General features: G+C 73.1%; 20 protein-coding genes. 4 read left to right on the top strand and 16 right to left on the bottom strand.

Going from position 1 to position 21,570, the window contains the following annotated elements; all coding sequences use genetic code 11:
* Nucleotides 1-71 precede the first annotated feature (71 nt).
* The 7 genes from ACFYVJ_RS01175 to ACFYVJ_RS01145 form a co-directional block, all read right to left on the bottom strand.
* On the bottom strand, nt 72-1,349 hold the full coding sequence (locus tag ACFYVJ_RS01175) for a thymidine phosphorylase (RefSeq protein ID WP_388885207.1): 1,278 nt from the start codon (nt 1,347-1,349) through the stop codon (nt 72-74).
* Entirely contained in the window at nt 1,349-1,792 is a 444-nt protein-coding gene (locus ACFYVJ_RS01170) for a cytidine deaminase (RefSeq protein ID WP_388885205.1), read from the bottom strand. The genes ACFYVJ_RS01175 and ACFYVJ_RS01170 overlap by 1 nt, the downstream gene beginning before the upstream one ends.
* Complete coding sequence (locus ACFYVJ_RS01165; protein ID WP_388885203.1) at nt 1,789-3,087, bottom strand: ABC transporter permease; 1,299 nt, start codon at nt 3,085-3,087, stop codon at nt 1,789-1,791. The genes ACFYVJ_RS01170 and ACFYVJ_RS01165 overlap by 4 nt, the downstream gene beginning before the upstream one ends.
* A complete protein-coding gene (locus ACFYVJ_RS01160) occupies nt 3,084-4,187 on the bottom strand; it encodes an ABC transporter permease (protein ID WP_388885201.1) in 1,104 nt (367 codons plus the stop codon). Before ACFYVJ_RS01160 ends, ACFYVJ_RS01165 begins: the two co-directional genes overlap by 4 nt.
* Nucleotides 4,184-5,851 carry an ABC transporter ATP-binding protein gene (locus ACFYVJ_RS01155; RefSeq protein WP_388885199.1) on the bottom strand — a complete coding sequence of 556 codons (1,668 nt, stop codon included), beginning with the start codon at nt 5,849-5,851 and terminating at the stop codon, nt 4,184-4,186. Before ACFYVJ_RS01155 ends, ACFYVJ_RS01160 begins: the two co-directional genes overlap by 4 nt.
* Before the next feature lie 179 nt (nt 5,852-6,030).
* Entirely contained in the window at nt 6,031-7,050 is a 1,020-nt protein-coding gene (locus tag ACFYVJ_RS01150; RefSeq protein WP_388885197.1) for a BMP family protein, read from the bottom strand.
* Nucleotides 7,051-7,150: 100 nt separating this feature from the next.
* A complete protein-coding gene (locus ACFYVJ_RS01145) occupies nt 7,151-8,551 on the bottom strand; it encodes an MFS transporter (protein ID WP_388885195.1) in 1,401 nt (466 codons plus the stop codon).
* Between the two features lie 35 nt (nt 8,552-8,586).
* On the opposite strand from ACFYVJ_RS01145, the gene ACFYVJ_RS01140 reads away from it, so the two are divergent.
* Nucleotides 8,587-9,630 (top strand): LysR family transcriptional regulator, encoded by a 1,044-nt coding sequence (locus tag ACFYVJ_RS01140; protein ID WP_388885193.1) that lies wholly within the window; start codon nt 8,587-8,589, stop codon nt 9,628-9,630.
* 7 nt (nt 9,631-9,637) lie between these two features.
* Here ACFYVJ_RS01140 and ACFYVJ_RS01135 read toward each other — a convergent pair whose 3' ends face one another.
* Nucleotides 9,638-10,378 (bottom strand): alpha/beta hydrolase, encoded by a 741-nt coding sequence (locus ACFYVJ_RS01135; RefSeq protein ID WP_388885191.1) that lies wholly within the window; start codon nt 10,376-10,378, stop codon nt 9,638-9,640.
* Between the two features lie 799 nt (nt 10,379-11,177).
* Here ACFYVJ_RS01135 and ACFYVJ_RS01130 point away from each other — a divergent pair.
* Nucleotides 11,178-12,308 (top strand): adenosine deaminase, encoded by a 1,131-nt coding sequence (locus ACFYVJ_RS01130; RefSeq protein ID WP_388885189.1) that lies wholly within the window; start codon nt 11,178-11,180, stop codon nt 12,306-12,308.
* Between the two features lie 180 nt (nt 12,309-12,488).
* Nucleotides 12,489-12,752 carry a hypothetical protein gene (locus ACFYVJ_RS01125; protein ID WP_388885187.1) on the top strand — a complete coding sequence of 88 codons (264 nt, stop codon included), beginning with the start codon at nt 12,489-12,491 and terminating at the stop codon, nt 12,750-12,752.
* Nucleotides 12,753-12,828: 76 nt separating this feature from the next.
* Here the strand turns inward: ACFYVJ_RS01125 and ACFYVJ_RS01120 are convergent, their stop codons facing one another.
* The 6 genes from ACFYVJ_RS01120 to ACFYVJ_RS01095 form a co-directional block, all read right to left on the bottom strand.
* Complete coding sequence (locus ACFYVJ_RS01120) at nt 12,829-13,032, bottom strand: PspC domain-containing protein (protein ID WP_388885185.1); 204 nt, start codon at nt 13,030-13,032, stop codon at nt 12,829-12,831.
* A 91-nt stretch (nt 13,033-13,123) separates the two neighbouring features.
* The gene (locus tag ACFYVJ_RS01115; protein WP_388885183.1) at nt 13,124-13,687 is read right to left on the bottom strand and encodes a VanZ family protein; all 564 of its coding nucleotides are present in this window, start codon (nt 13,685-13,687) and stop codon (nt 13,124-13,126) included.
* A gap of 124 nt (nt 13,688-13,811) precedes the next feature.
* The gene (locus ACFYVJ_RS01110; RefSeq protein WP_388885181.1) at nt 13,812-14,729 is read right to left on the bottom strand and encodes a DUF6891 domain-containing protein; all 918 of its coding nucleotides are present in this window, start codon (nt 14,727-14,729) and stop codon (nt 13,812-13,814) included.
* A gap of 76 nt (nt 14,730-14,805) precedes the next feature.
* On the bottom strand, nt 14,806-15,330 hold the full coding sequence (locus tag ACFYVJ_RS01105) for a hypothetical protein (RefSeq protein WP_388886116.1): 525 nt from the start codon (nt 15,328-15,330) through the stop codon (nt 14,806-14,808).
* A gap of 65 nt (nt 15,331-15,395) precedes the next feature.
* Nucleotides 15,396-16,943, bottom strand: a complete 1,548-nt coding sequence (locus ACFYVJ_RS01100) for an ATP-binding protein (RefSeq protein WP_388885179.1) — start codon at nt 16,941-16,943, stop codon at nt 15,396-15,398.
* Nucleotides 16,940-17,617, bottom strand: a complete 678-nt coding sequence (locus ACFYVJ_RS01095; protein ID WP_027771656.1) for a response regulator transcription factor — start codon at nt 17,615-17,617, stop codon at nt 16,940-16,942. Before ACFYVJ_RS01095 ends, ACFYVJ_RS01100 begins: the two co-directional genes overlap by 4 nt.
* A gap of 211 nt (nt 17,618-17,828) precedes the next feature.
* Between ACFYVJ_RS01095 and ACFYVJ_RS01090 the strand changes: the two genes are divergently transcribed.
* Entirely contained in the window at nt 17,829-18,707 is an 879-nt protein-coding gene (locus ACFYVJ_RS01090) for a SigE family RNA polymerase sigma factor (RefSeq protein ID WP_388885177.1), read from the top strand.
* A gap of 520 nt (nt 18,708-19,227) precedes the next feature.
* On the opposite strand, the gene ACFYVJ_RS01085 is transcribed toward ACFYVJ_RS01090, so the two are convergent.
* Both ACFYVJ_RS01085 and ACFYVJ_RS01080 read right to left on the bottom strand, forming a co-directional pair.
* On the bottom strand, nt 19,228-20,124 hold the full coding sequence (locus ACFYVJ_RS01085) for an aldehyde dehydrogenase family protein (RefSeq protein WP_388885175.1): 897 nt from the start codon (nt 20,122-20,124) through the stop codon (nt 19,228-19,230).
* Nucleotides 20,121-21,563: an aldehyde dehydrogenase family protein gene (locus tag ACFYVJ_RS01080; protein ID WP_388885173.1), complete on the bottom strand. Its 1,443-nt coding sequence runs from the start codon at nt 21,561-21,563 to the stop codon at nt 20,121-20,123. Before ACFYVJ_RS01080 ends, ACFYVJ_RS01085 begins: the two co-directional genes overlap by 4 nt.
* Nucleotides 21,564-21,570 lie beyond the last annotated feature (7 nt).

Below are 21,570 nucleotides of genomic sequence, written 5' to 3'. Positions count from 1 at the left end.
GATATGCCAGCGGCATATCTGCTTATCTCCTCCGTACGAGTGGCCGAAGGCCGTCCTCGTTGACGCTTCCCTCAGTCCAGGCGGTCCAGGATCAGCGGGCTGCGTTCCACCGTCGCTCCCGGCGGGGCCACGTCGTACGCGGACTCCAGGGCCTCCAGCGCCTCCGGGATCCGCTCCGGGGTGTCCGTGTGCAGGGTCAGCAGCGGCTGGCCCGCCGTCACCACCGTGCCCGGCTTCGCGTGGAGTTCCACGCCCGCCGCCGCCTGCACCGGGTCCTCCTTGCGGGCCCGGCCCGCGCCCAGGCGCCAGGCCGCCAGGCCCACCGCGTACGCGTCGAGGCGGGTGAGGACCCCGGTCGCCGGGGCAGGCACCGCGTGGGTCTCGCGGGCCGTGGGCAGCGGCGCCGACGGGTCGCCGCCCTGGGCGGTGATCATGCGGCGCCACACGTCCATCGCCGAGCCGTCCGCCAGCGCCGCCGCGGGGTCCGCGTCCGGCAGGCCGGCCGCCGTCAGCATCTCCCTGGCCAGTGCCAGCGTCAGCTCCACCACGTCCGCGGGACCGCCGCCCGCCAGCACCTCCACCGACTCGCGGACCTCCAGCGCGTTGCCCGCCGTCAGCCCCAGCGGCGTCGACATGTCGGTGAGCAGCGCCACGGTGCGCAGCCCGTGGTCGTTGCCCAGGCCGACCATGGTCGCGGCCAGTTCGCGCGCCCGGTCCAGGTCCTTCATGAACGCGCCCGAGCCGACCTTCACGTCCAGCACCAGCGCGCCCGTACCCTCGGCGATCTTCTTCGACATGATCGAGGACGCGATCAGCGGGATCGACTCCACCGTCCCGGTCACGTCCCGCAGCGCGTACAGCTTGCGGTCCGCCGGCGCCAGGCCCGTGCCCGGGGCGCAGATCACCGCGCCGACGTCGCGCAGGGTCGCCATCATCTCGTCGTTCGACAGCGAGGCCCGCCAGCCGGGGACGGACTCCAGCTTGTCGAGCGTGCCGCCGGTGTGCCCGAGGCCCCGTCCCGACAACTGCGGCACCGCCGCCCCGCAGGCGGCGACCAGCGGCGCCAGCGGCAGCGTGATCTTGTCGCCGATGCCGCCCGTCGAGTGCTTGTCGGCGGTCGGGCGCGGCAGCGCGGTGAAGTCCATCCGCTCGCCGGAGGCGATCATCGCCGCGGTCCAGCGGGCGATCTCGTCCCGGTCCATGCCGTTCAGCAGTATCGCCATGGCCAGTGCGGACATCTGCTCGTCGGCGACCTCGCCGCGGGTGTACGCCGCCACGACCCAGTCGATCTGCTCGTCGGAGAGCCGTTCGCGGTCGCGCTTGGCGCGGATGACGGAGATGGCGTCCATCAGTTCTGCGATCCTCCGCTCTCGGAATGCCCGGAACCGTTCATCCTGCTCAGCTCGAACGGGCCGAAGGCGTCCGGCAGCAGTTCGGCCAGCGGCCGGATGCCCGCCGGGGTGTCGAGCAGCAGGCCGGGCCCGCCGTGCTCGCTGAGCAACTGGCGGCAGCGGCCGCACGGCAGGATGAGCTGCCCCTCACCGTTGACGCAGGTGAAGTGGGTGAGCCGGCCGCCCCCGCCGGCGTGCAGCGCGGACACCAGGCCGCACTCGGCGCACAGCCCGACGCCGTACGAGGCGTTCTCCACGTTGCAGCCGACCACCGTACGGCCGTCGTCCACGAGCGCCGCGGCGCCCACGGGGTACCGCGAGTACGGGGCGTACGCCCGGGACATCGCGTCCCGCGCCGCACGCCGCAACGCCTCCCACCGCTCGTCGTCCTGCGACGTCACGTGCTCTCTCCCCTTCGGTAGCGCTTGCCGATCCACTTCGGCACTCGCAGCCGCTGCGCGAACACCGCGAGCACCACCAGTGTGGTCACATACGGCGTGGCTTCCACGACCTCGCGCGGCACCGTGTCGGTCGTGGCGTACAGCACCCCGAGGAGCACCGCCGCGACCCCGGCGGCTATGGCGGCCCGGACACCGCCGCGCACGTACTTCCACACCGCGTACACCGCGAGCAGCACCGCCAGCAGCAGGAACAGCCCGTGCACGGCCTCGCCGCCGCCGCGCAGTTGCAGGCTGTCGGTGAAGCCGAAGAGGCCCGCCGCCATCGCCGTACCGCCGGGGCGCCAGTTGCCGAAGATCATCGACGCCAGACCGATGTAGCCGCGGCCGCCGGTCTGGCCCTCCAGATAGATGTGGGTGAACGTGACCAGGAACGCCCCGCCGAGCCCGGCGAGCGCGCCGGAGATGGCCAGCGCCGCGTACTTGTACAGGTAGACGTTCACACCCAGCGACTCGGCGGCCACCGGGTTCTCGCCGCAGGACCGCAGCCGCAGCCCGAACGCCGAGCGCCACAGCACGTAGTACGTGAGCACGAAGAGCAGCGCGGCGATGAGGATCAGGTACGACACGTCCTCCGTGAACCCGCGCAGGATGCCCGCGACGTCGGAGATGAAGAACCTGCGCTTGCCTCCGATGCCTTCCTCCTCCAGGTCCCCGAGCCAGTCGGAGAGCCAGGGCACGGAGAACGTATGCATGTCGTCGACCTGCGGCGACTGCTTGTCCGTGCCGCCCGCCGACAGCGCGTCACCGTCGGCGAAGAAGATCTTCGCCATGTACTGGGTGGTGCCCAGCGCGAGGATGTTGATCGCGACACCCGACACGATGTGGTCGACGCCGAACGTCACCGTCGCCATCGCGTGCACCAGACCGCCCAGCGCCCCGCCGATCACCCCGGCCAGCGCGCCCGCCCACGGGCCGTGCTGCCAGCCGATCCAGCCGGCGAAGAAGGTGCCGAGGATCATCATGCCCTCGAGGCCGATGTTGATCACACCGGACCGCTCCGCCCACAGCCCGCCGAGGCCGGCCAGGCCGATCGGCACGGCCAGCGCGAGCGCGCCGCCGATCTGCGCCGACGCGGTGAGGTTGGTGGTGTCGGTGATCGCGCGTACCGCGGACAGCAGCAGCAGTCCGCCGGCGACGAGCAGGAGGATCTGCGGCATGCCGAGCCGCCGCTTGCCGCCGTCCTTCGGCGGCCGCTTCGCGGGCGCGGCGGCGCCCGTCCTGGTCGCGATGCTCACGCGCCCACCTCCGCCTTCTCGGTCTTACGTGCCTGGGCCAGTTCCTCGCCGACGCGGCGCTGCTGGTCCCGCAGCGCCCAGCGGCGGACCACCTCGTAGGCGATGACGACGCAGAGCACGATGATGCCCTTGATGACCTCGACGATCTTCTGGTCGTAGCCCTCGAATTCGAGCTGCGTGCCGGTGCGCTCCAGGAAGGCCCACAGCAGCGCGCCGAGCGCGATGCCGACGGGGTGGTTGCGGCCGAGGAGGGCGATGGCGATGCCGGTGAAGCCGACGCCGAGCGGGAAGTCGGTGCCGTAGTTGTACGACTCGCCGAGCAGCGTCGGCATTCCGACCAGGCCCGCGACGGCGCCGGAGAGCACCATGCTCGTGACGATCATGCGCTTGACGTCCACGCCGCTCGCGGCGGCGGCCGTCTCCGACTGGCCGACGCTGCGCAGGTCGAAGCCGAACCGGGTGCGGTTGAGGACGAACCAGTAGAGGAAGCCGGCCAGCACGGCGAAGACCACGAAGCCGTTGATGTCCCCGACCGAGGTCTCGATCATGAAGATATGGCTGGAGGACGGGATGTTCGGGGTGTGGGTGAGGTTCCCGTCCTTCTCGCCGAGGCGGCCCGCGGTGAGGTAGTAGCCGATGACGGCGCCGGCGATCGAGTTGAGCATGATCGTCGTGATGACCTCGCTGACGCCGCGGGTGGTACGCAGCACGCCCGCGATGCCCGCCCAGATCGCGCCGACGCCCATGGCGACCAGGATGATCAGCGGGATCTGGATGATGCCGGGCAGCGACAGCGCGCCGCCGACGGCCGCGGCGAAGAAGGCCGCGATGCGGTACTGGCCGTCGACGCCGATGTTGAAGAGGTTCATCCGGAAGCCGATGGCCACGGCGAGCGCGGAGAGGAAGAACATCGTCGACTTGTTGACGATGTAGATGGCGCTCCGGTCGGTCGTGCCGAACTCGATCATGACCTGGTAGGCCCGGAACGGGTCCTTCCCGGAGATCAGGATGATCAGCGAGGTCAGCACCAGCGCGGCGAAGACCGCGAGCACCGGGGCGCCGACCGTTTTGATCAGCTTGTCCCTGTCGAGGCGTTTCATCGCGTACGGCCTCCGCCCTGCCCGTCGTCGCTGCCGCTCCCGGTGCCCCGCGGGGGCGGCACCGCGGCGTCGCGCACCGCCGTGCCGTCCTCCAGGTGCCCGCTCGCCGCGCCCGTCATCGCACTGCCCAGCTCCTCCGGCGTGATCGCCGCCGGGTCCGCGTCGGCCACCAGCCGGCCGCGGTACATCACCCGCAGCGCGTCCGACAGGCCGATCAGCTCGTCCAGGTCCGCGGAGATCAGCAGCACCGCGAGCCCCTCCCGGCGGGCCGCGCGGATCTGCTCCCAGATGTCCGCCTGCGCGCCCACGTCCACGCCGCGCGTGGGGTGGGCGGCGATGAGCAGCTTCGGCGAGTGGCTCATCTCCCGGCCGACGATCAGCTTCTGCTGGTTGCCGCCGGAGAGCGAGGCGGCGGTCACGTCGATGCCGGGGGTGCGGACGTCGTACTCCTCGACGATCCGCTTGGTGTCCTTGCGGGCCGCGGCGGCGTCGATGAGCATGCCGCGGCTGTTGGGGGGTTCCGTGGTGTGGCCGAGGATGCGGTTCTCCCACAGCGGGGCCTCCAGCAGCAGGCCGTGCCGCTGGCGGTCCTCGGGGATGTAGCCGATGCCGCTCTCGCGGCGCTTGCGGGTGGCGGCGTGGCTGATGTCCGCGCCGTCCAGCACGATGCAGCCGTCGTCCGGGTCGCGCAGTCCCATGATGGCCTCGACCAGCTCGGACTGGCCGTTGCCCTCCACGCCGGCGATGCCCAGCACCTCGCCCTTGTGGATGGTGAAGGAGATGCGGTCCAGCACCTCGCGCGGTACGCCGTCGGCGTCGACGGCCGTCAGGTGCAGGTCGCTGACGCGCAGCATGGGTATGTCCGTGACCGTCGACTCGCGGGTCTCGGGGGTCGGCAGCTCGCTGCCCACCATCAGCTCCGCGAGCTGCTTGGACGTGACGTCCGCGGGCTTCACGGCGGCGACCGTCGTGCCGCGCCGGATGACGGTGATGTCGTCGGCGACGGCGAGGACTTCGCCGAGCTTGTGCGAGATGAACAGCACGGTCAGGCCCTCGGCCTTCAGCCCGCGCAGGTTGTCGAAGAGCGCGTCGACCTCCTGCGGGACGAGGACCGCGGTGGGCTCGTCGAGGATGAGCGTACGGGCGCCGCGGTAGAGGACCTTGAGGATCTCGACCCGCTGCCGGTCGGCGACGCCGAGGTCCTCGACCAGCACGTCGGGGCGGATGCCGAGGCCGTACGCGTCCGACAGCTCCTTGATCTTCGCCCGCGCCCGGTCGCCGATGCCGTGCAGCTTCTCGCTGCCCAGGACGGTGTTCTCCAGCACGGTGAGGTTGTCGGCGAGCATGAAGTGCTGGTGCACCATGCCGATGCCGCGCGCGATGGCGTCGGCGGGGCTGGCGAACGCGACCTCCGTGCCGTCGAGTGTGATGGTGCCCTCGTCCGGCTTCTGCATGCCGTAGAGGATCTTCATCAGGGTCGACTTGCCGGCGCCGTTCTCGCCGACGAGGGCGTGCACGGTGCCGCGGCGCACGGTGATGTCGATGTCGTGGTTGGCGACGACGCCGGGAAAGCGTTTCGTGATGCCGTGGAGTTCGACGGCGGCGGCGCCGGCGGGTGGGTCCGCTGCCGTGGAGCTGCTGCTGGGGGCTGTGATGGCGCACACTCCTCGTCGAGGGCGGTGGATGCGGGGCGGCGGACGTACCGAAGCGCCGTGCGGACGGCGCGAGTTACGTGACGCGAGTTACGGCATATCACGCTACGCGCGTAGTCCGGAGGCAGATGCGCGGGTCCGGTGGACGGCCGGCTCCCGCCGTCCTCCGGACCCCGTCACACGTACCGTGCTCAGGGAGTGTCGCTGACCTTGATCTCGCCGTCGGCGATCTTCTGCTTGGCCGCGTCGATGTCGGCCTGGACGTCCTCGATGAACCCGCCGGACGTGGCGAGGCTCACGCCGTCGTCCTTGAGCGCGAAGGTCTGGTCGCCGGTGAGCGGCTTCTCGTCCTGGACGCTCTTGATCACGTCGTAGACGGCCACGTCGACGTTCTTGACCACGGACGTCATGATCGCGTCCTTGTAGTCCGCCAGGGCCTTGTCGCGGTACTGGTCGGAGTCGACGCCTATCGCCCATGCGCCTTCCTGGGCGGCCACGGCCTCGATCGAGCCCGTGCCGGACAGGCCGGCGGCGCTGTAGATGATGTCCGCGTCGGAGTCGAGCATGCCCTCGGCGATGCCCTTGGCGCGCAGCGGGTCCTGGAAGCCCTTGAGGTCGCTCTCGTAGAGGTACTTCACGTCGACCTCGACGTCCGGCTTGGTGTCCTTGACGCCCTGGACGAAGCCGGCCTCGAACTTCTTGATCAGGTTGTTGTGCACGCCGCCTATGAAGCCGACCTTGCCGGTCTTGCTCTTGGTGGCGGCGGCCACGCCCGCCAGGTACGAGCCCTCGTGCTCGGCGAAGGTGACGCCGGCCACGTTCTTCCCCTGGGACGCCTCGTCGATCACGGCGAAGGTGGTGTCCGGGAAGTCCTTGGCGACCTTGTTGACCGACTTGCCGTAGGCGAAGCCGACCCCGATCACCGGGTTGTAGCCCGCCTCGGCGAGGGAGGTGAGGCGCTGCTCGCGGTCGGCCTCGGTCTCGCCGTCGCGGGCGGTCAGCTCCTTGCCGCCGAGGTCGAACTCCTTCTTGGCCTTGTCGTACCCGCGGGCCGCCGACTCGTTGAAGGAGGCGTCACTGCGGCCGCCGACGTCGAAGGCGAGACCGACGCCCTTGTCGCTGCTGCCGCTGTCGCTGCTGCACGCAGCACTGGTGAAAGCGAGGGCCGCGGTTGCCACACCCGCGGCGGCGATCTTGGTTACCCGGCGCAAGAGGACTTCCCCTTCGTCTTGGCGAAGCGCCTCTTTCCGGCGCTGCTTCGGGGGCATCGTAACGCGCGTAGAACAAGCTGAACCTCCGGCAACGAACCCGTTACCGGATCGTCTCCGCGCCGGTGCTTTCGACGCTGCGGGCGAGCCCGGCACGTATCGGCTGACCTGTCGGTTCACGGGGTACGGGGCGGGTTGCGGGGACCGGTGCGCGCCCGCTTGCGCGGGGCTCCTGCCGGGCCTGCTCGCGCGCTGCCGTGCGGGTCGCCGCGGTGGCCAGCAGGGTGGCGCGAATAGTGATGCCCGTGACGCCGGTGAGGGCCACGAGACCGAGGACGACGACCCCGCGCCAGCCGACGGCGTGGAAGGCGATCGCGCCCGCGGTGGCGCCCGCGCTGTTCCCGACGTAGTACGCGACCTGGTAGAGCGCCGACGCCTGCGCTTTACCCGTCTGCGCCGCGTGGCTGACCGAGGCGGAGGCGACCGCGTGCCCGGCGAAGAAGCCCGCCGTGAGCAGTACCAGACCGGTCAGCACGGCCGCCAGGGAGTCGCCGATCGTCAGCAGCAGTCCGGCGGCGGTGGTGCCGGCGGCGGCGTACAGGGTGCCGCGGCGGCCGAGGCGGGCGACGAGCCGGCCGGCGGCGGCCGAGGAGCCGGTGCCGACGAGGTAGATGACGAAGACCGAGCCGATGAGGCCCGCGGACAGGCCGAAGGGCTCGCCGGCCAGCCGGTAGCCGATCATCGTGTACACCGAGCCGAAGACGGTCATGAACAGCAGCCCGATCGCGTACAGCCGGCGCATCAGCCCGTCGGACAGATGGCCGCGTACGGTCCGCGCGAGCGCCCGCGGCGCCAGCGGCGCGGGGGTGAAGTGCCGGGCGCGCGGCAGGAGTACGCGGAACGCCACCGCGCAGAGCAGCGAGAGCGCGGCGACGGTGGCCAGCGCCGCGCGCCAGCCCCAGGCGTCCGCCGTCCAGCCGGTGAGGATGCGTCCGGCCATGCCGCCGATGCTGTTGCCCGCGACGAAGAGCCCCACGGCGCCGATCACCGCCCGGGCCCGTACCTCGTCGGCGATGAACGCGATGGCCGACGCCGGGATCCCGGCGATCGCCACGCCCTGGAGCGTACGCAGCGCGACGAGCGCACCCAGGTCGGGCGCGAACGGCATCGCAAGGCCCAGCAGCACGGCCGCCGTCAGCGACCAGGTCATCGTGCGCTGCCGGCCGAACCGCTCGGAGACGGCGCTCAGCGGCAGCACGGCGAGCGCCAGGGCGGCGGTGGTGGCGGAGACGGTCCAACTGGCCGCGCCCGGGCTGACGCCGAGGTCGGCGGAGATGGCGGGCAGCAGGGCCTGGGTGGAGAAGAGGAGGGTGAAGGTGGCGACGCCGGCGGCGAACAGCGCGAGGAGCACGCGGCGGTAGCCGCGCTCGCCGGGGGCGTGCTTGGCGGGCACCTGGGTGGGGGCGCTCACATGGGGCGTAAGCGCCCCGGTATCGGAGGGCATGCGTCGAACGTACGGCGGGCCCGCTCATGCGTCCAATGCGGAAAACGGCGATAATCGATGCTGTGGTGAATGAGCAGAGGTCACGGGAGTCGTTGTCACGGTCCCGTCATCAGGAAGACATCTCGGCCGCGGTCGCCCAGGGTGCGGCCGGCGCCGTCGGCCCCCCGGGGGAGCCGGGGGAGTGGGGCGCCGTGCTCGCGCCCCGGCTCGCGCAGTTCGCCGCGGTCGCGCGCGAGGAGCACGTGACGCGCGCCGCCCGCGCGCTCGGCGTCCCGCAGCCGACGCTGAGCCGCGCGATGGTGCGGCTCGAAGCCGACCTGGGCGTCGCGCTCTTCGCCCGCCGCGGCCGCACGCTGTCGCTGACGACCGCGGGCCGCGACTTCCTCGCGTACGCGGAGCGCGCGCTGGCGGAGGTGGCCCGCGGCGCCGAGGACGTACGCGCCGACGCGCACCCCGAGACCGGCAAGGTCGCCTTCGGCTTCCTGCACACGCTCGGCTCGGAGACCGTGCCGGGGCTGCTGCGGGAGTTCCGCGAGGACCACCCGCGGGTGCGCTTCGCGCTGGTGCAGAACTACGGCGAGTGGATGCTCCAGCGGCTGCGGGCGGGCGAGTTGGACCTGTGCCTGACCTCGCCGGTGCCGGACGCGCCGGACCTGGAGGCGCGGCGGCTCGACGAGCAGCGGCTGCGGATCGTGGTGCCGGACGACCACCGGCTCGCGGGGCGGCGGCGGATCCGGCTCGCGGAGGTGGCGGAGGACCCGTTCGTGACGCTCGAACCCGGCTACGGGATGCGGCGGATGCTGGAGGAACTGTGCGCGGAGGCGGGGTTCGTGCCGCGGATCGCGTTCGAGGGGGAGGAGGCGGAGACGATCCGCGGGCTGGTGGCGGCGGGGCTGGGGGTGGCGCTGCTGCCGCCGCCCGCGGTGCCGCGGCCGGGGGTGGTGGAGGTGAACGTCACGGCGCCGCGGGCGGTGCGGGAGATCGGCGTGGCGTGGGTGGCGGGACAGCAGGAGACGGCGCCGGTGGGCGCGTTCCGGCGGTTCCTGCTGGGGCGGCGGGGGCAGTTGCTCGCGGGGTGAGCGGCGGTCACGCCGGTGCGAACCCCGCGGCAAGGGGCATGCGCAGGCCGATCGGCGGGGGTGCGGCGAGGGCGTCGGCCAGGGGTCTGCTGTACGGCCGGCCGAAGAGCGAGCCCATGACGAAGTCGGCGCCCAGGGCGAGGACTTCGGGGCGGTGCTGGTGCAGCCCGTGCCCGTCGGAGTGCACCTCGAAGCGGCACACGTCGCGGTTGGCCTTCTTCGCCCGTACGGCCAGCCGGTACGACAGGTCGGGGTCGGTGCGGGCGTCGTCGGTGCCGTGGACGAAGAGCACGGTGCGGCCGCTCAACTGCCGTACGGGCTCGGCGTCCGCCGCCTGCGCGTCCGGCAGCCACGGCGCCACCGCCAGTACAGAGACGACCGCCTCGTGCCCGGCGGCGCGCAGCGCGGCCCGGCCGCCGACGTCGGTGCCGACCAGCGCCACGGGCACGTCCCCGTACCGCCGTACGACCTCCTCCAGCGCCCACTCGGCATCCTGCGCGGCGTCCGCCGCGGCGCCGTTCCAGCCCCGGTAGCGGTAGTGCACGGTGTGCGCGACGAGCCCGTCACCGCGCCCGGCGCGCCCGAGCCGGCGGGCCAGCGACCACACGGAGGCGGCGGCGAGCCGCGAGGGCCGCCGGCTGCTGACGCCCTCCCCGGCGGGCAGCAGCAACGCCACCGCCTGCGCGGAGGCCGCCCCGGTGGCACGTCCGAGCCGGGCGGGGCGGGTCGCGCTGATCTCCTGTGCCATGGCAGCACGATGGCAGATCCGTCCCCCCGTGCCCAGTGGTCTGCACCACCCCGACACCCCCCGACAACCCTCCAGTTGCCCCCGCGGTCGCCCTCCGGGGGGCGCGGGTCCGCCCGGAGGCGGCACACCCTGACGGCTGCCGCGGCACCTCGGCCGCTCCCCCCGCCTGCCCGGCCCGATGGCTGCCGCCACCTCCCGTCCCTCCCGCGGCCGTTGCGTCCTGGCGCCGGCCCGCGAGGGCCGCACGGCCCGTGCGTCCCCGCCGCCGCGAAGCCGGCGGTCACGGCACCACCAGGGGCTCGCGGAGGCTCGGCGATACCTCCCGCCGTCCCGTGCCGGCCACCCGGACTCCGCTCACCGCCGCCACGTCCCCGGCCCTCGGAGGCCGTTGGGCCCACGCGCCGTCCACGAGGGCGGTACGGCCCAAGTCGGCCGCGCGCCGGCGAGCCGGCGGCCGCGGCGTCTCCCGGCCGCTTTCCCCCACCCCGCCTGCCCGGACACCGGAGGTGACCGTCACATCCCCGGCCCTCCGGCGGCCGTTGCGTACTGCCGCCGGTCCGCGAGGGTCACGCCCGAGCCGTCCCCGCGGCCCGCGGCCCGGCGCGTCGGCCCCCGCCCGCTCGCCACCACCACGCTCGGGCCCACAGCGCACATACGCCCGCCCCGCCCGCTCCCCGCGCCCCCGCGTTCCGCGCCCCCGGGATCCCACGCGTCGCCGCACCCCGCCGTCGGTGCCCGCCGCCGGGCATCGCTCTACGCGCGTAGGATGGCGCAAATCGTGACGAGAGAGAGGTGCCGCATGGCGGAGGAAAACAGAGGTGCGCCGGCCCGGAACGTGCCCGACCTCGAGCGGATCCGGCGGGCGCCCAAGGTGCTGCTCCACGACCACCTCGACGGCGGTCTCCGTCCCGGCACCATCGTCGACATCGCCCGCGAGACCGGCTACGACGGGCTGCCCGAGACCGACCCCGCGCGGCTCGGCGTCTGGTTCCGGGAGGCCGCCGACTCCGGGTCGCTGGAGCGGTACCTGGAGACCTTCGCCCACACCTGCGCCGTGATGCAGACCCGCGACGCCCTCGTGCGGGTCGCCGCCGAGTGCGCCGAGGACCTCGCCGCCGACGGCGTCGTCTACGCCGAGGTGCGCTACGCCCCCGAGCAGCACCTCCAGGGCGGGCTCAGCCTGGAGCAGGTGGTCGAGGCGGTCAACGAGGGTTTCCGCGAGGGCGAGCGGCGCGCGCACGCCGCCGGGCACCGCATCCGCGTCGGCGCCCTCCTCACCGCCATGCGGCACGCCGCCCGCTCGCTGGAGATCGCCGAACTCGCCAACCGCTACCGCGACCTCGGCGTCGTCGGCTTCGACATCGCCGGCGCCGAGGCCGGCTTCCCGCCCACCCGCCACCTCGACGCCTTCGAGTACCTGAAGCGCGAGAACAACCACTTCACCATCCACGCCGGCGAAGCCTTCGGCCTGCCGTCGATCTGGCAGGCGCTGCAGTGGTGCGGCGCCGACCGGCTCGGCCACGGCGTACGGATCATCGACGACATCCACGTCGCCGAGGACGGCACCGTCAAGCTCGGCCGGCTGGCGGCGTACGTGCGCGACAAGCGGATCCCGCTGGAGCTGTGCCCGACGTCCAACCTCCAGACCGGCGCCGCCCCCTCGTACGCCGAGCACCCCATCGGGCTGCTGCGCCGGCTCTACTTCCGCGCCACGGTCAACACCGACAACCGGCTCATGAGCGGCACGAGCATGAGCCGCGAGTTCGAGGAGCTGGTGCGCACGTTCCACTACACGCTGGACGACATGCAGTGGTTCACCGTCAATGCGATGAAGTCGGCGTTCATTCCTTTCGATGAAAGGCTGGCGATGATCAACGACGTCATCAAGCCCGGATACGCCGGGCTGAAGTCGGAGTGGCTCTTCCGCTGACCGGTTCTGACCTGCACACTCGCGCGTCCGCCGGTTCGCGGGGCGATGGTCCTACGATCCGCGGATGAGGCCGTACGGGCCAATTTCGGCACCGGCGGGGCGGTCTTTGCCGCCGCGATAACCGGCTGGCTAGGTTTTTCATTGCCGCTGGATATCCGCGAGGACGAGGACCTGAATTCCATGAAGACCCGCAAGATCGTCGGTACCGCACTGCTCGGCGCCGCCTTCGCCGCCGCCGCGGCGGGCACCGCCTCCGCCGCGCCCGTCCCCGGCCTGCCCGACCCGGTCAGTCAGTTGACCTCGCCGCTGGAGTCGGTGACCGGCTCCCAGGTGGCGAGCAACAACGGCACCCCGAACGGTGCCGCCGGCGCCCAGCAGCCGTCCCTCGGTCAGCTCGGCACCCTGACCAACGCGCTTCCCGTGGGCGGTGCGCTGGGGCTCTGAGGCCCGTACGCAGCGAAGCCGGGGCCGGCGTCCCTCGTGGACGCCGGCCCCGGCTCCGTGTCGTCGGATTCCGTTCTCACCAGGCCGGGTGCTGCACCTTCTCCTCGCTGGGCATCAGTGCCCACAGCGCCAGGTAGAGCAGGAACTGCGGACCAGGCAGCAGGCACGACACCAGGAAGACGACCCGCACCGTCGTGGGGGTGGTGTCGAAGCGCCGGGCCAGGCCGGCGCACACTCCGGCGATCATCCGGCCGTCGCGCGGTCTCATCGGCATGGCCATGGCTGCGTCACTCCTCGGGTCGGCGTTCGCGGCCCGCCGTGTGTGGGCCGGTGCTTCCACCGTAGGCATACAAGCCGGACGAAACGTCGCCCTACGGGGCGATCTCGACCCTGGTGATTCTCGGGGCCGTGCCCTGAGCCTTCCCGTCCGCCGCACGCTCCGCCGGCTTCGCCGCGTCCGCCTCCTCCGTCCCGGCCGCCTCCTCCGCGTGCGCCGCGCCCGCCGCGCGGCCCGCGGGGTGCCCCCGGCGCAGCCGCGCCCGCGTGGCCGGGACCACCGCCAGATGCGCCAGCGCGATCCCCAGGATGTAGAGCAGCATCGTGTCCACGTTCGCGACCTGCCCGGGCACCGTCGTCTTCAGCAGCTCGACGACCAGCGCCAGCATCGAGCCCGCGAAGACGGTACGTGCGAACGACCCCGCCACCGACGCGTTGACCCGGCCGCCGATCAGCGGCAGCAGCACCCCCGCGGGGGCCAGCACGAACAGCGACTCGACGGCGTACCGCAGCGCCGACCACGGGTCATCGCCGAACTCCGCCCGGATCGTCGTGAGCGGTCGCAGATTCGCCGCGTCAACCCACGGCACGGCGTTGGGGCGGAGCGTAAACCACCAGACTGCGGTCAGATGCAGGACTAGGAGGACAACGCCGGCCACCCGGAATCTCAGGGCGGCCGTTCCGCCCGTCGCATGGCGCTGCACGCAGGCAAGGACGCTGCTACCGACCCGTACGGTTCCCGCCCTCCGCCGGCCGGATGGTGATCCTCCGTACGGAGCCTCCTCAGCCGACCAGACGGCGGCGCCAGTCGAGCCCCGTGACGGGTATCGAGCGGCCCGGATCGCCGTCCCACTCCGTCCGCAGACCGGCTTCCCCGAGGGCCGCGACCACCTCGTGCCCGACGGCCGCGGTCGTCTCGCCCGAGCCGTCGAACCCGCCGTAGTAGAGCGTCAGCCCGCCGTCCGCCGCCGCGGACTCCGACGACTGGTGGATGAAGTAGACGAAGCCGCGCGCGTCCGGCTCGCCCGCCCCGCCTATCTCGGCGTTGCCGCAACTGCGGCAGCAGGCGAAGTGCTCACGCGCGGTGATGCCGGCCTCCCGCAGGGTCGCGAAGGCGCGGGTGAGCCGCTCGGGGTCCGTCTCGTCGTGCCAGCCGGCCTGCTCGGCGACCCGCTCCAGCCACAGCCGGTCGGCCAGCGCCGTGGCCTGCGGGGCGGAGACCGGCCTGCGGTCCCCGGCGACGAGGAACTCCTCGGCGCACTCGGCCAGTTCCGCACGGGTCGCGTACCCCGCGGCCAGCATCTCCCGGAGCCGCCGCTCCAGCTCCGCACGCTCCGCCGCGCCGAGGCCGAGCGGCGGCACCGCGGGCGCGGGGGTGATGTCCGCGCGGGACCAGGACAGCCCGGCGGCCCAGCCGGCCTCCTCGCGGGCCCAGCCGGTCAGCGCCGCGATCACGGCCGCGGGGTCGCCTGCCGTCGCGGCGAAGTGCCGGCCGGCGCCGCCGTCGCGGTGCTCCACCTCGTAGCCCCCGCCGGCGTCGTGCCAGACCTGGGCGAACACGTCGGGCAGGTCGGGGATCCGCTGGAGCACGAGGAAGTGGTCGCCGGCGCCGCCGATCCGCCGGACCAGCCCCGCCAACTCCGCCGCGGACACGCGCACATGCCGCTCCCCGCGCTCCGTCTTCACCACGATCCCGAGCATGCGGACACTGTGGCACACGCCACTGACACCGCCCCCGCACGGCCGCCGGCCACAGGACCCGCCGTGCCGGAACAGCTCAGGCCGCGGGCTCGCCCACGGTGTTCTCCGGCGCCCGCAGCGCGTCGTCGGTGCAGCGGTACGTGTACGGCGGGTCGCCCGCGTCCGGCCCGGCCAGCACCGCCGTACGCTCCTCGCCCGCCGCGTAGGTGCACACGACCTGCGCCAGCATCGGCGACCCCAGCCCCTGCGGATCCCGGCTCAGCCGCACCGTGCCCGCCGGATCCCCGGACAGCCCGTCCGCGACCCGCAGCCCGGAGACGGCGGTGGAGTAGCCGGCCTGCTTCTCGTCCTCGCCCGGCTCCCGCTCCAGCTCCGCCAGCAGCCGCGCCGCCAGCTCCCTGTCCGCCAGGTCGTCGGGGACGCTGCGGGGCACCGGCGCCAACTGCGTACCGCACACGAGGTACACCGCACGCACCGTCTCGCCGTCCGCCGACCTCGCCGCCGGCGAAGGACCGCCCGGCGCGCACTCCGCCCGCGACGGCGCGCTGCCGGCGTCCACCGGCACGGACGTGGGCCGGATCCCGCATCCGGTGGCCAGCACCGCGACGGCGACCGCGGCAACTGCCGCGAGGGCGGGGAAGACCCGCCGGTTCGAGGCTGCCGCCCTCACTCGTCCTCCTGCTCAAGGGCCTCCGCCGCCGCCGACGAGTCCCGCGGCAGCCGCAGCGTGAACACCGCCCCGCCCGCCGGGTCGTTGGCCGCGGTGATCGTACCGCCGTGGATCCGGGCGCTCTCCACCGCGATGGACAGCCCGAGGCCGCTGCCGTCGGAGCGCGGGCGCGCGGTGTCCGCCTTGTAGAACCGGTCGAAGACGTGCGGCAGCACCTCGGCGGGGATGCCGGGCCCGTTGTCCTTGACCTCGATGACCAGATCGCCGGCGCCGGGCGCGTCCGCCGTGGTGCGCACCGACACCCGCACCGGGGAGCCGCCGTGCTTGAGCGCGTTGCCGATGAGGTTGGCGAGGATCACGTCCAGGCGCCGCGGGTCGAGCCGCGCGACGATGCCGCGGTCGGCGTCCAGCTCCACCGCGTCCAGCCAGGCGCGGGCGTCGATGCAGGCGGTGACCTGGTCGGCGACGTCCACGTCGTCGAGTACGAGCCGGGCGGTGCCCGCGTCGAAGCGGGTCACCTCCATCAGGTTCTCCACCAGGTCGTTGAGCCGCCGGGTCTCCTGCACCACGAGCTGCACCGCGGGCGCGATCATCGGGTCCAGGTTCTCCTGCTCCTCCTCCAGCACCTCGGAGACCGCGGTCATCGCGGTCAGCGGCGTGCGCAGCTCGTGCGACATGTCCGCCACGAACCGCCTGCTGGACTTCTCCCGCTCGCTCAGCTCCTCCACCCGCTGCTGGAGCCGTTCCGCGGTCTGGTTGAACGTCCGCGAGAGGTCGGCCAGTTCGTCGGTGCCGGTCACCCGCAGCCGGGTGTCGAGCTTGCCCTCGCCGAGCCGCCGCGCCGCGTCGCCGAGCCGCTGGACGGGCCGCAGCACGGTGGACGCGGCGCCCTGCGCGAGCAGCGCGGAGCCGATGAGGGACAGTCCGGTGGCGATGCCCAGCGACCAGGCGAGCGAGTTGAGGTCCCGGCGCTCGGAGTCCAGGGACTTGAACATGTAGCCGGTCCAGTCCGTGCCGATCACCCGGGCGCCGCCGACGAGATACGGCGTGCCGTCCATCGTCACCCGCTGCCAGTACAGGTGGTACGGCCACTTGCCGTCGTCGCGCCGCTGGTCGACCGCCGTCGTGAGCGTCTTCGGGACGTCGTGCAGGGTGAACGACTCGTCGGAGCGCTCCACGCAGCCGGGCTCGCCGCCGCTGCCCCCGCCGCCGGAGATGAGTATGACGTCGAAGTTCTGGGTGGTGCTCGACAGCCGCCGCGCGGCCTTGGCGAGGTCCGTACAGCCGGCCCGCAGGTCCAGCTCGCCGCTCTCGTCCTGCAGCGACTCCCGGAAGTCCTTCAGCGAGGCGTCCTGGGTGCGGGTGAGCACGGAGTCCCGGTTGAGCCAGTACGCGATGCCGGCGACCGACACCGCCGAGACCAGGGCCACCAGCGCGAACACGATGACCAGACGCAGTCGCAGGCTGATCCAGCGCAGCAGCCCCGCCGCCCAGCCGCGTACGAGCCCCTGCCGCCCCTGCGCGTCGGCGGGGCCCGGACTCACGAGGGCGGATCCAGCCGGTAGCCCACTCCGCGTACGGTTTTGATCAGCGTCGGGGCGGACGGTACGTCCTCGACCTTCGCGCGCAGCCGCTGTACGCAGGCGTCGACCAGCCGGGAGTCGCCGAGGTAGTCGTGCTCCCAGACCAACTGCAGCAACTGCTGCCGCGACAGCGCCTGGCCGGGCCTGCGGCTCAGCTCCAGCAGCAACCGCAGCTCCGTCGGCGTCAGTTGCAGATGCTCGCCGTCCTTGGTGACGGTCATCGCGGAGCGGTCGATGACGACGTTGCCGAAGGTGGCCGAGTCGGTGGTCTCCCGCTCGCCGCGGCGCAGCACCGCGCGGATCCGGGCGTCCAGCACCCGCCCCTGCACGGGTTTGACGACGTAGTCGTCGGCGCCCGACTCCAGCCCGACCACGACGTCGATGTCGTCGCTGCGCGCGGTCAGCAGGATGATCGGCAACTGGTCGGTGCGGCGGATGCGCCGGCACACCTCGAAGCCGTCGATGCCCGGCAGCATCACATCCAGCACGATCAGGTCGGGCCGCTGCTCGCGCAGCAGCTTGAGCCCGTCCTCACCGGTCGCCGCGGTGGTCACGCGGTGGCCCTGGCGGGAGAGGGACATCTCCAGCGCGGTGCGGATGGCGTCGTCGTCCTCGATCAGCAACAGAGAAGGCACGCGGGTCATTCTGGCAGGGCGCGCCGGAAGGGGCGAGTTCGCCGTCATCACGGCCTCCGGAAGGGCCTGTGTAAGGGGCACCAGCCCCTGTTGCACGCCTGTGACAGTCGGCGGACAGCGCGATGAAGTCGGGGCGACAGGATTCTGGGCGTCGGGCAAGCCCGGCACGACAGGACCGACCGAAGCAGACTCCACCGGCGGGGGGCGTGAGATGAACGCACTGCACGACAGCACCACCAGCGCAGCGGTTCACACACGCCTGCACGCCAAGGGGGGGAGTGCTGAGGGGATGGCTCCCGCCCGCGCCTCGCGCGGTGCGGGGGAGTCCGGTGCCGCAGCCGCGCGGGGGTGCGGTCGCGGCGCCGGGCGTCGTCCTCCTTACATGGTCGCGATCGCGGGCAGCACGGGCCCCGGGGGGACCGGCGTCACGCCGGCGGGGACCGGACCGGCCGCGAACCCGGGGGGGATCGCGGAGGACAACACCAGGGGGGACGACGGGGGGAAGGCGTACGGAGAGGTGCCGGGGGAAACGGTCGGCACGCAGGCCGGGACCGCCGCGGAGGCTGACAGCACCGCGGCGTTCACCGCCTACGTGGCCGAGCGGCGCGCCTCTCTGTACGCCACCGCCTACCACCTGACCGGTGACCGGTTCGAGGCGGAGGACCTGCTGCAGAGCGCACTGTTCTCCACCTACCGGGCCTGGGACCGGATCAGCGACAAGGCGGCGGTGGGGGGCTACCTCCGCCGCACCATGACGAACCTGCACATCAGCGCCTGGCGCCGGCGCAAGCTCGCGGAGTACCCGACCGAGGAACTCCCCGAGGCGCCGGGGGAGTCGGACGCCATGCGCGGCACGGAGCTGCGCACGGTGCTCTGGCAGGCGCTGGCGCGGCTGCCCGAGATGCAGCGCACGATGCTCGTGCTGCGCTACTACGAGGGCAGGACCGACCCGGAGATCGCCGACGTGCTGGGGATCAGCGTGGGGACCGTCAAGAGCAGCATCTGGCGCTCGCTGCGCCGGCTGCGCGACGACGAGGCGCTGAGCTTCGGGCGGGACCGGGAGGAGTCGTTCGAGGAGCTCGTGGCCTGAAGGGCCGATGACCGGGACGGGGGGACCCGGGGCCACGGGAGGGGAAAAACGGGGGGAAATCGGGGGATAGCGGGGGGGAATCGGGGGAACGGGGGAGGACCGCGAGACCGTACGGGGCCGGGGGGTGTCCGTGAGGGCTCGGGGGGAACGGGGGATCGGGGGGACGGGGGATCGGGGGACGAGCCGGGGCCGGACGCGCGGGGGGTGCGTCCGGCCCCGGCTCGTGCGCGCGGCGCGGGGTGCCGCGCGCGCCGCGGCGCGACGACTCCCCGGCGGGCCGTCGCTCGCGGGGCCCGGCCGGTGACCGCGGCACGGACGTCGCCGGGCTTCCCGCGCCGCCGCGCGGGCCCGGCCGGCGCGACGTGCGCCGGCGGCCGGGCCGGTCGCCGGACCACGTGCGCGACCGGGGCGGTGCTGCCGCGCCCGGTCGGAGCGCCGCCCGTCCGCCGGTCCCCGCCTACGGCAGGGGGCGCCACCGCGCCCTCGTCCCGTACGCCCCGCCGTCCCGGCCGGGAGGCCGCTAGTACGCCGAGCCGCTCACGCCCAGGCTGCCCGTCGGGTGCCAGACCGTCTTCGTCTCCAGGAACGCCGTCAGCCGGCCCGTCCCCGGGTCCGCCGTCCAGTCGTACGGCGGCCGCGGGCGCAGCACCCGCTTCAGGTTGTCCGCCGCCGCGACCTCCAGCTCCCGCGCCAGCTCCGTGTCCGCGCCCGTCAGGTCGATGGCGTTGACGTCCTGGTGCGCGGCCAGCGTCGGCGCGATCTCCGCGGTACGCCCCGAGAGCACGTTGACCACACCCCCCGGCACGTCCGACGTGGCGAGCACCTCCGCCAGCGACAGCGCAGGCAGCGGCCGCTCCTCCGCGGCGACCACCACCGCCGCGTTGCCGGTGGCGATCACCGGCGCCAGCACCGACACCAGCCCCAGCAGCGCCGACTCCTGCGGCGCCACGACGGCCACGACGCCCGTCGGCTCCGGCGCGGAGATGTTGAAGTACGGCCCGGCGACCGGGTTTCCGCCGCCGGCGACCTGGGCGATCTTGTCGGTCCAGCCCGCGTACCAGACCCAGCGGTCGATCGCCGCGTCCACCTGCGCCGCCGACTTGGCCTTCGACAGGCCCTCGGCGTCGGCGACCTCCGCCACGTACTGCTCGCGCCGCCCCTGGAGCATCTCCGCCACCCGGTAGAGCACCTGGCCGCGGTTGTACGCCGTGGCGCCCGACCAGCCCGCGACGGCCTTGCGGGCGGCGACCACCGCGTCGCGGGCGTCCTTGCGGGAGGCGCGGGGCGCGTTGGCGAGCCAGCGGCCCTTCGCGTCGGTCACCTCGTACACCCGCCCGCTCTCCGAGCGGGGGAACTTCCCGCCCACGTACAGCTTGTAGGTCTTGAGGACCGACAGCCTCGCATCCGCCTGTGTCATCGCAGGTACGCCTCCAGCCCGTGGCGGCCGCCCTCGCGGCCGAAGCCCGACTCCTTGTAGCCGCCGAACGGCGAGGTCGGATCGAACTTGTTGAACGTGTTCGCCCACACGACGCCCGCCCGCAGCCGGTCGGCCACCGCCAGGATCCGCGAGCCCTTCTCGGTCCACACCCCTGCGGAGAGCCCGTAGGGCGTGTTGTTGGCCTTTGCGACCGCCTCCGCTGGGGTACGGAACGTCAGCACCGACAGCACCGGGCCGAAGATCTCCTCGCGCGCGACGCGGTGCGCCTGCGTGACGCCGGTGAAGAGCGTCGGCGCGAACCAGTAGCCGCTGCCGGGCAGTTCGCACGGCGCCGTCCAGCGCTGCGCGCCCTCCGCGTCGCCTGCGTCCGCCAGCTCCGTGATCCGGGCGAGCTGCTCGGCGGAGTTGATGGCGCCGATGTCGGTGTTCTTGTCCAGCGGGTCGCCCAGCCGCAGCGTGCCGAGCCGCCGCTTCAGCGACTCCAGCAGCTCGTCGGCCACCGACTCCTGCACCAGCAGCCGGGAGCCCGCGCAGCAGACCTGGCCCTGGTTGAAGAAGATGCCGCCGACGATGCCCTCGACGGCCTGGTCGATCGGCGCGTCGTCGAAGACGATGTTGGCGCCCTTGCCGCCCAGCTCCAGCGTGAGCCGCTTGTCGGTGCCGGCGACGGACCTGGCGATCTCCTTGCCGACGGCCGTGGAGCCGGTGAACGCGACCTTGTCGACGTCCGGGTGCGCGACGAGCGCGGCGCCCGCGTCCCCGTAGCCCGGCAGGATGTTGACCACCCCGCGGGGCAGCCCGGCCTGGCGGCAGATGTCGGCGAAGAACAGCGCGGACAGCGGGGTGGTCTCGGCGGGCTTGAGCACCACGGTGTTGCCGCAGGCGAGCGCCGGGGCGATCTTCCAGGCGAGCATCAGCAGCGGGAAGTTCCACGGGATGACCTGGCCCGCGACGCCCACCGGCTTCGGCTCGGGCCCGAAGCCGGCGTAGCCGAGCTTGTCCGCCCAGCCGGCGTAGTAGAAGAAGTGCGCGGCGACCAGCGGCAGGTCGGCGTCCCTGGTCTCGCGGATCGGCTTGCCGTTGTCCAGCGTCTCCAGTACCGCCAGCTCGCGCGAGCGCTCCTGGATGATGCGGGCGATACGGAACAGGTACTTGCCGCGCTCCGCGCCCGGCAGCGCCGACCAGGAGGTGAACGCCCGCCGGGCGGCGGCGACCGCCCGCTCGACGTCCGCCTCACCGGCCCGCGCGACCTCGGAGAGCACTTCCTCGGTCGCCGGGGCGACGGACTTGAAGACCTTGCCGTCGGCGGCCTCGGCGAACTCGCCGTCGACGAACATGCCGTAGCTGGGCGCGATGTCGACGACCGAGCGGGACTCGGGCGCGGGCGCGTAGGCGAAGAGCTTGTGTTCTGCGGTCATGTCGGCT

It is taken from the genome of Streptomyces sp. NPDC004134, assembly GCF_042874195.1.
Classification (GTDB): Bacteria; Actinomycetota; Actinomycetes; order Streptomycetales; family Streptomycetaceae; genus Streptomyces.
Note: the sequence above shows the minus strand (reverse complement) of the source record. Positions and strands in the feature narration are given on the sequence as shown.

Excerpts from the sequence above, each read along its gene's own strand:
- ACFYVJ_RS01130 (WP_388885189.1), top strand. The coding sequence starts at position 11,178 with ATGGCGGAGGAAAACAGAGGTGCGCCGGCCCGGAACGTGCCCGACCTC.
- ACFYVJ_RS01090 (WP_388885177.1), top strand. The coding sequence starts at position 17,829 with ATGAACGCACTGCACGACAGCACCACCAGCGCAGCGGTTCACACACGC.
- ACFYVJ_RS01145 (WP_388885195.1), bottom strand. The coding sequence starts at position 8,551 with ATGCCCTCCGATACCGGGGCGCTTACGCCCCATGTGAGCGCCCCCACC.
- ACFYVJ_RS01120 (WP_388885185.1), bottom strand. The coding sequence starts at position 13,032 with ATGGCCATGCCGATGAGACCGCGCGACGGCCGGATGATCGCCGGAGTG.
- ACFYVJ_RS01135 (WP_388885191.1), bottom strand. The coding sequence starts at position 10,378 with ATGGCACAGGAGATCAGCGCGACCCGCCCCGCCCGGCTCGGACGTGCC.
- ACFYVJ_RS01110 (WP_388885181.1), bottom strand. The coding sequence starts at position 14,729 with ATGCTCGGGATCGTGGTGAAGACGGAGCGCGGGGAGCGGCATGTGCGC.
- ACFYVJ_RS01175 (WP_388885207.1), bottom strand. The coding sequence starts at position 1,349 with ATGGACGCCATCTCCGTCATCCGCGCCAAGCGCGACCGCGAACGGCTC.
- ACFYVJ_RS01160 (WP_388885201.1), bottom strand. The coding sequence starts at position 4,187 with ATGAAACGCCTCGACAGGGACAAGCTGATCAAAACGGTCGGCGCCCCG.
- ACFYVJ_RS01140 (WP_388885193.1), top strand. The coding sequence starts at position 8,587 with ATGCGGAAAACGGCGATAATCGATGCTGTGGTGAATGAGCAGAGGTCA.
- ACFYVJ_RS01125 (WP_388885187.1), top strand. The coding sequence starts at position 12,489 with ATGAAGACCCGCAAGATCGTCGGTACCGCACTGCTCGGCGCCGCCTTC.
- ACFYVJ_RS01085 (WP_388885175.1), bottom strand. The coding sequence starts at position 20,124 with ATGACACAGGCGGATGCGAGGCTGTCGGTCCTCAAGACCTACAAGCTG.
- ACFYVJ_RS01080 (WP_388885173.1), bottom strand. The coding sequence starts at position 21,563 with ATGACCGCAGAACACAAGCTCTTCGCCTACGCGCCCGCGCCCGAGTCC.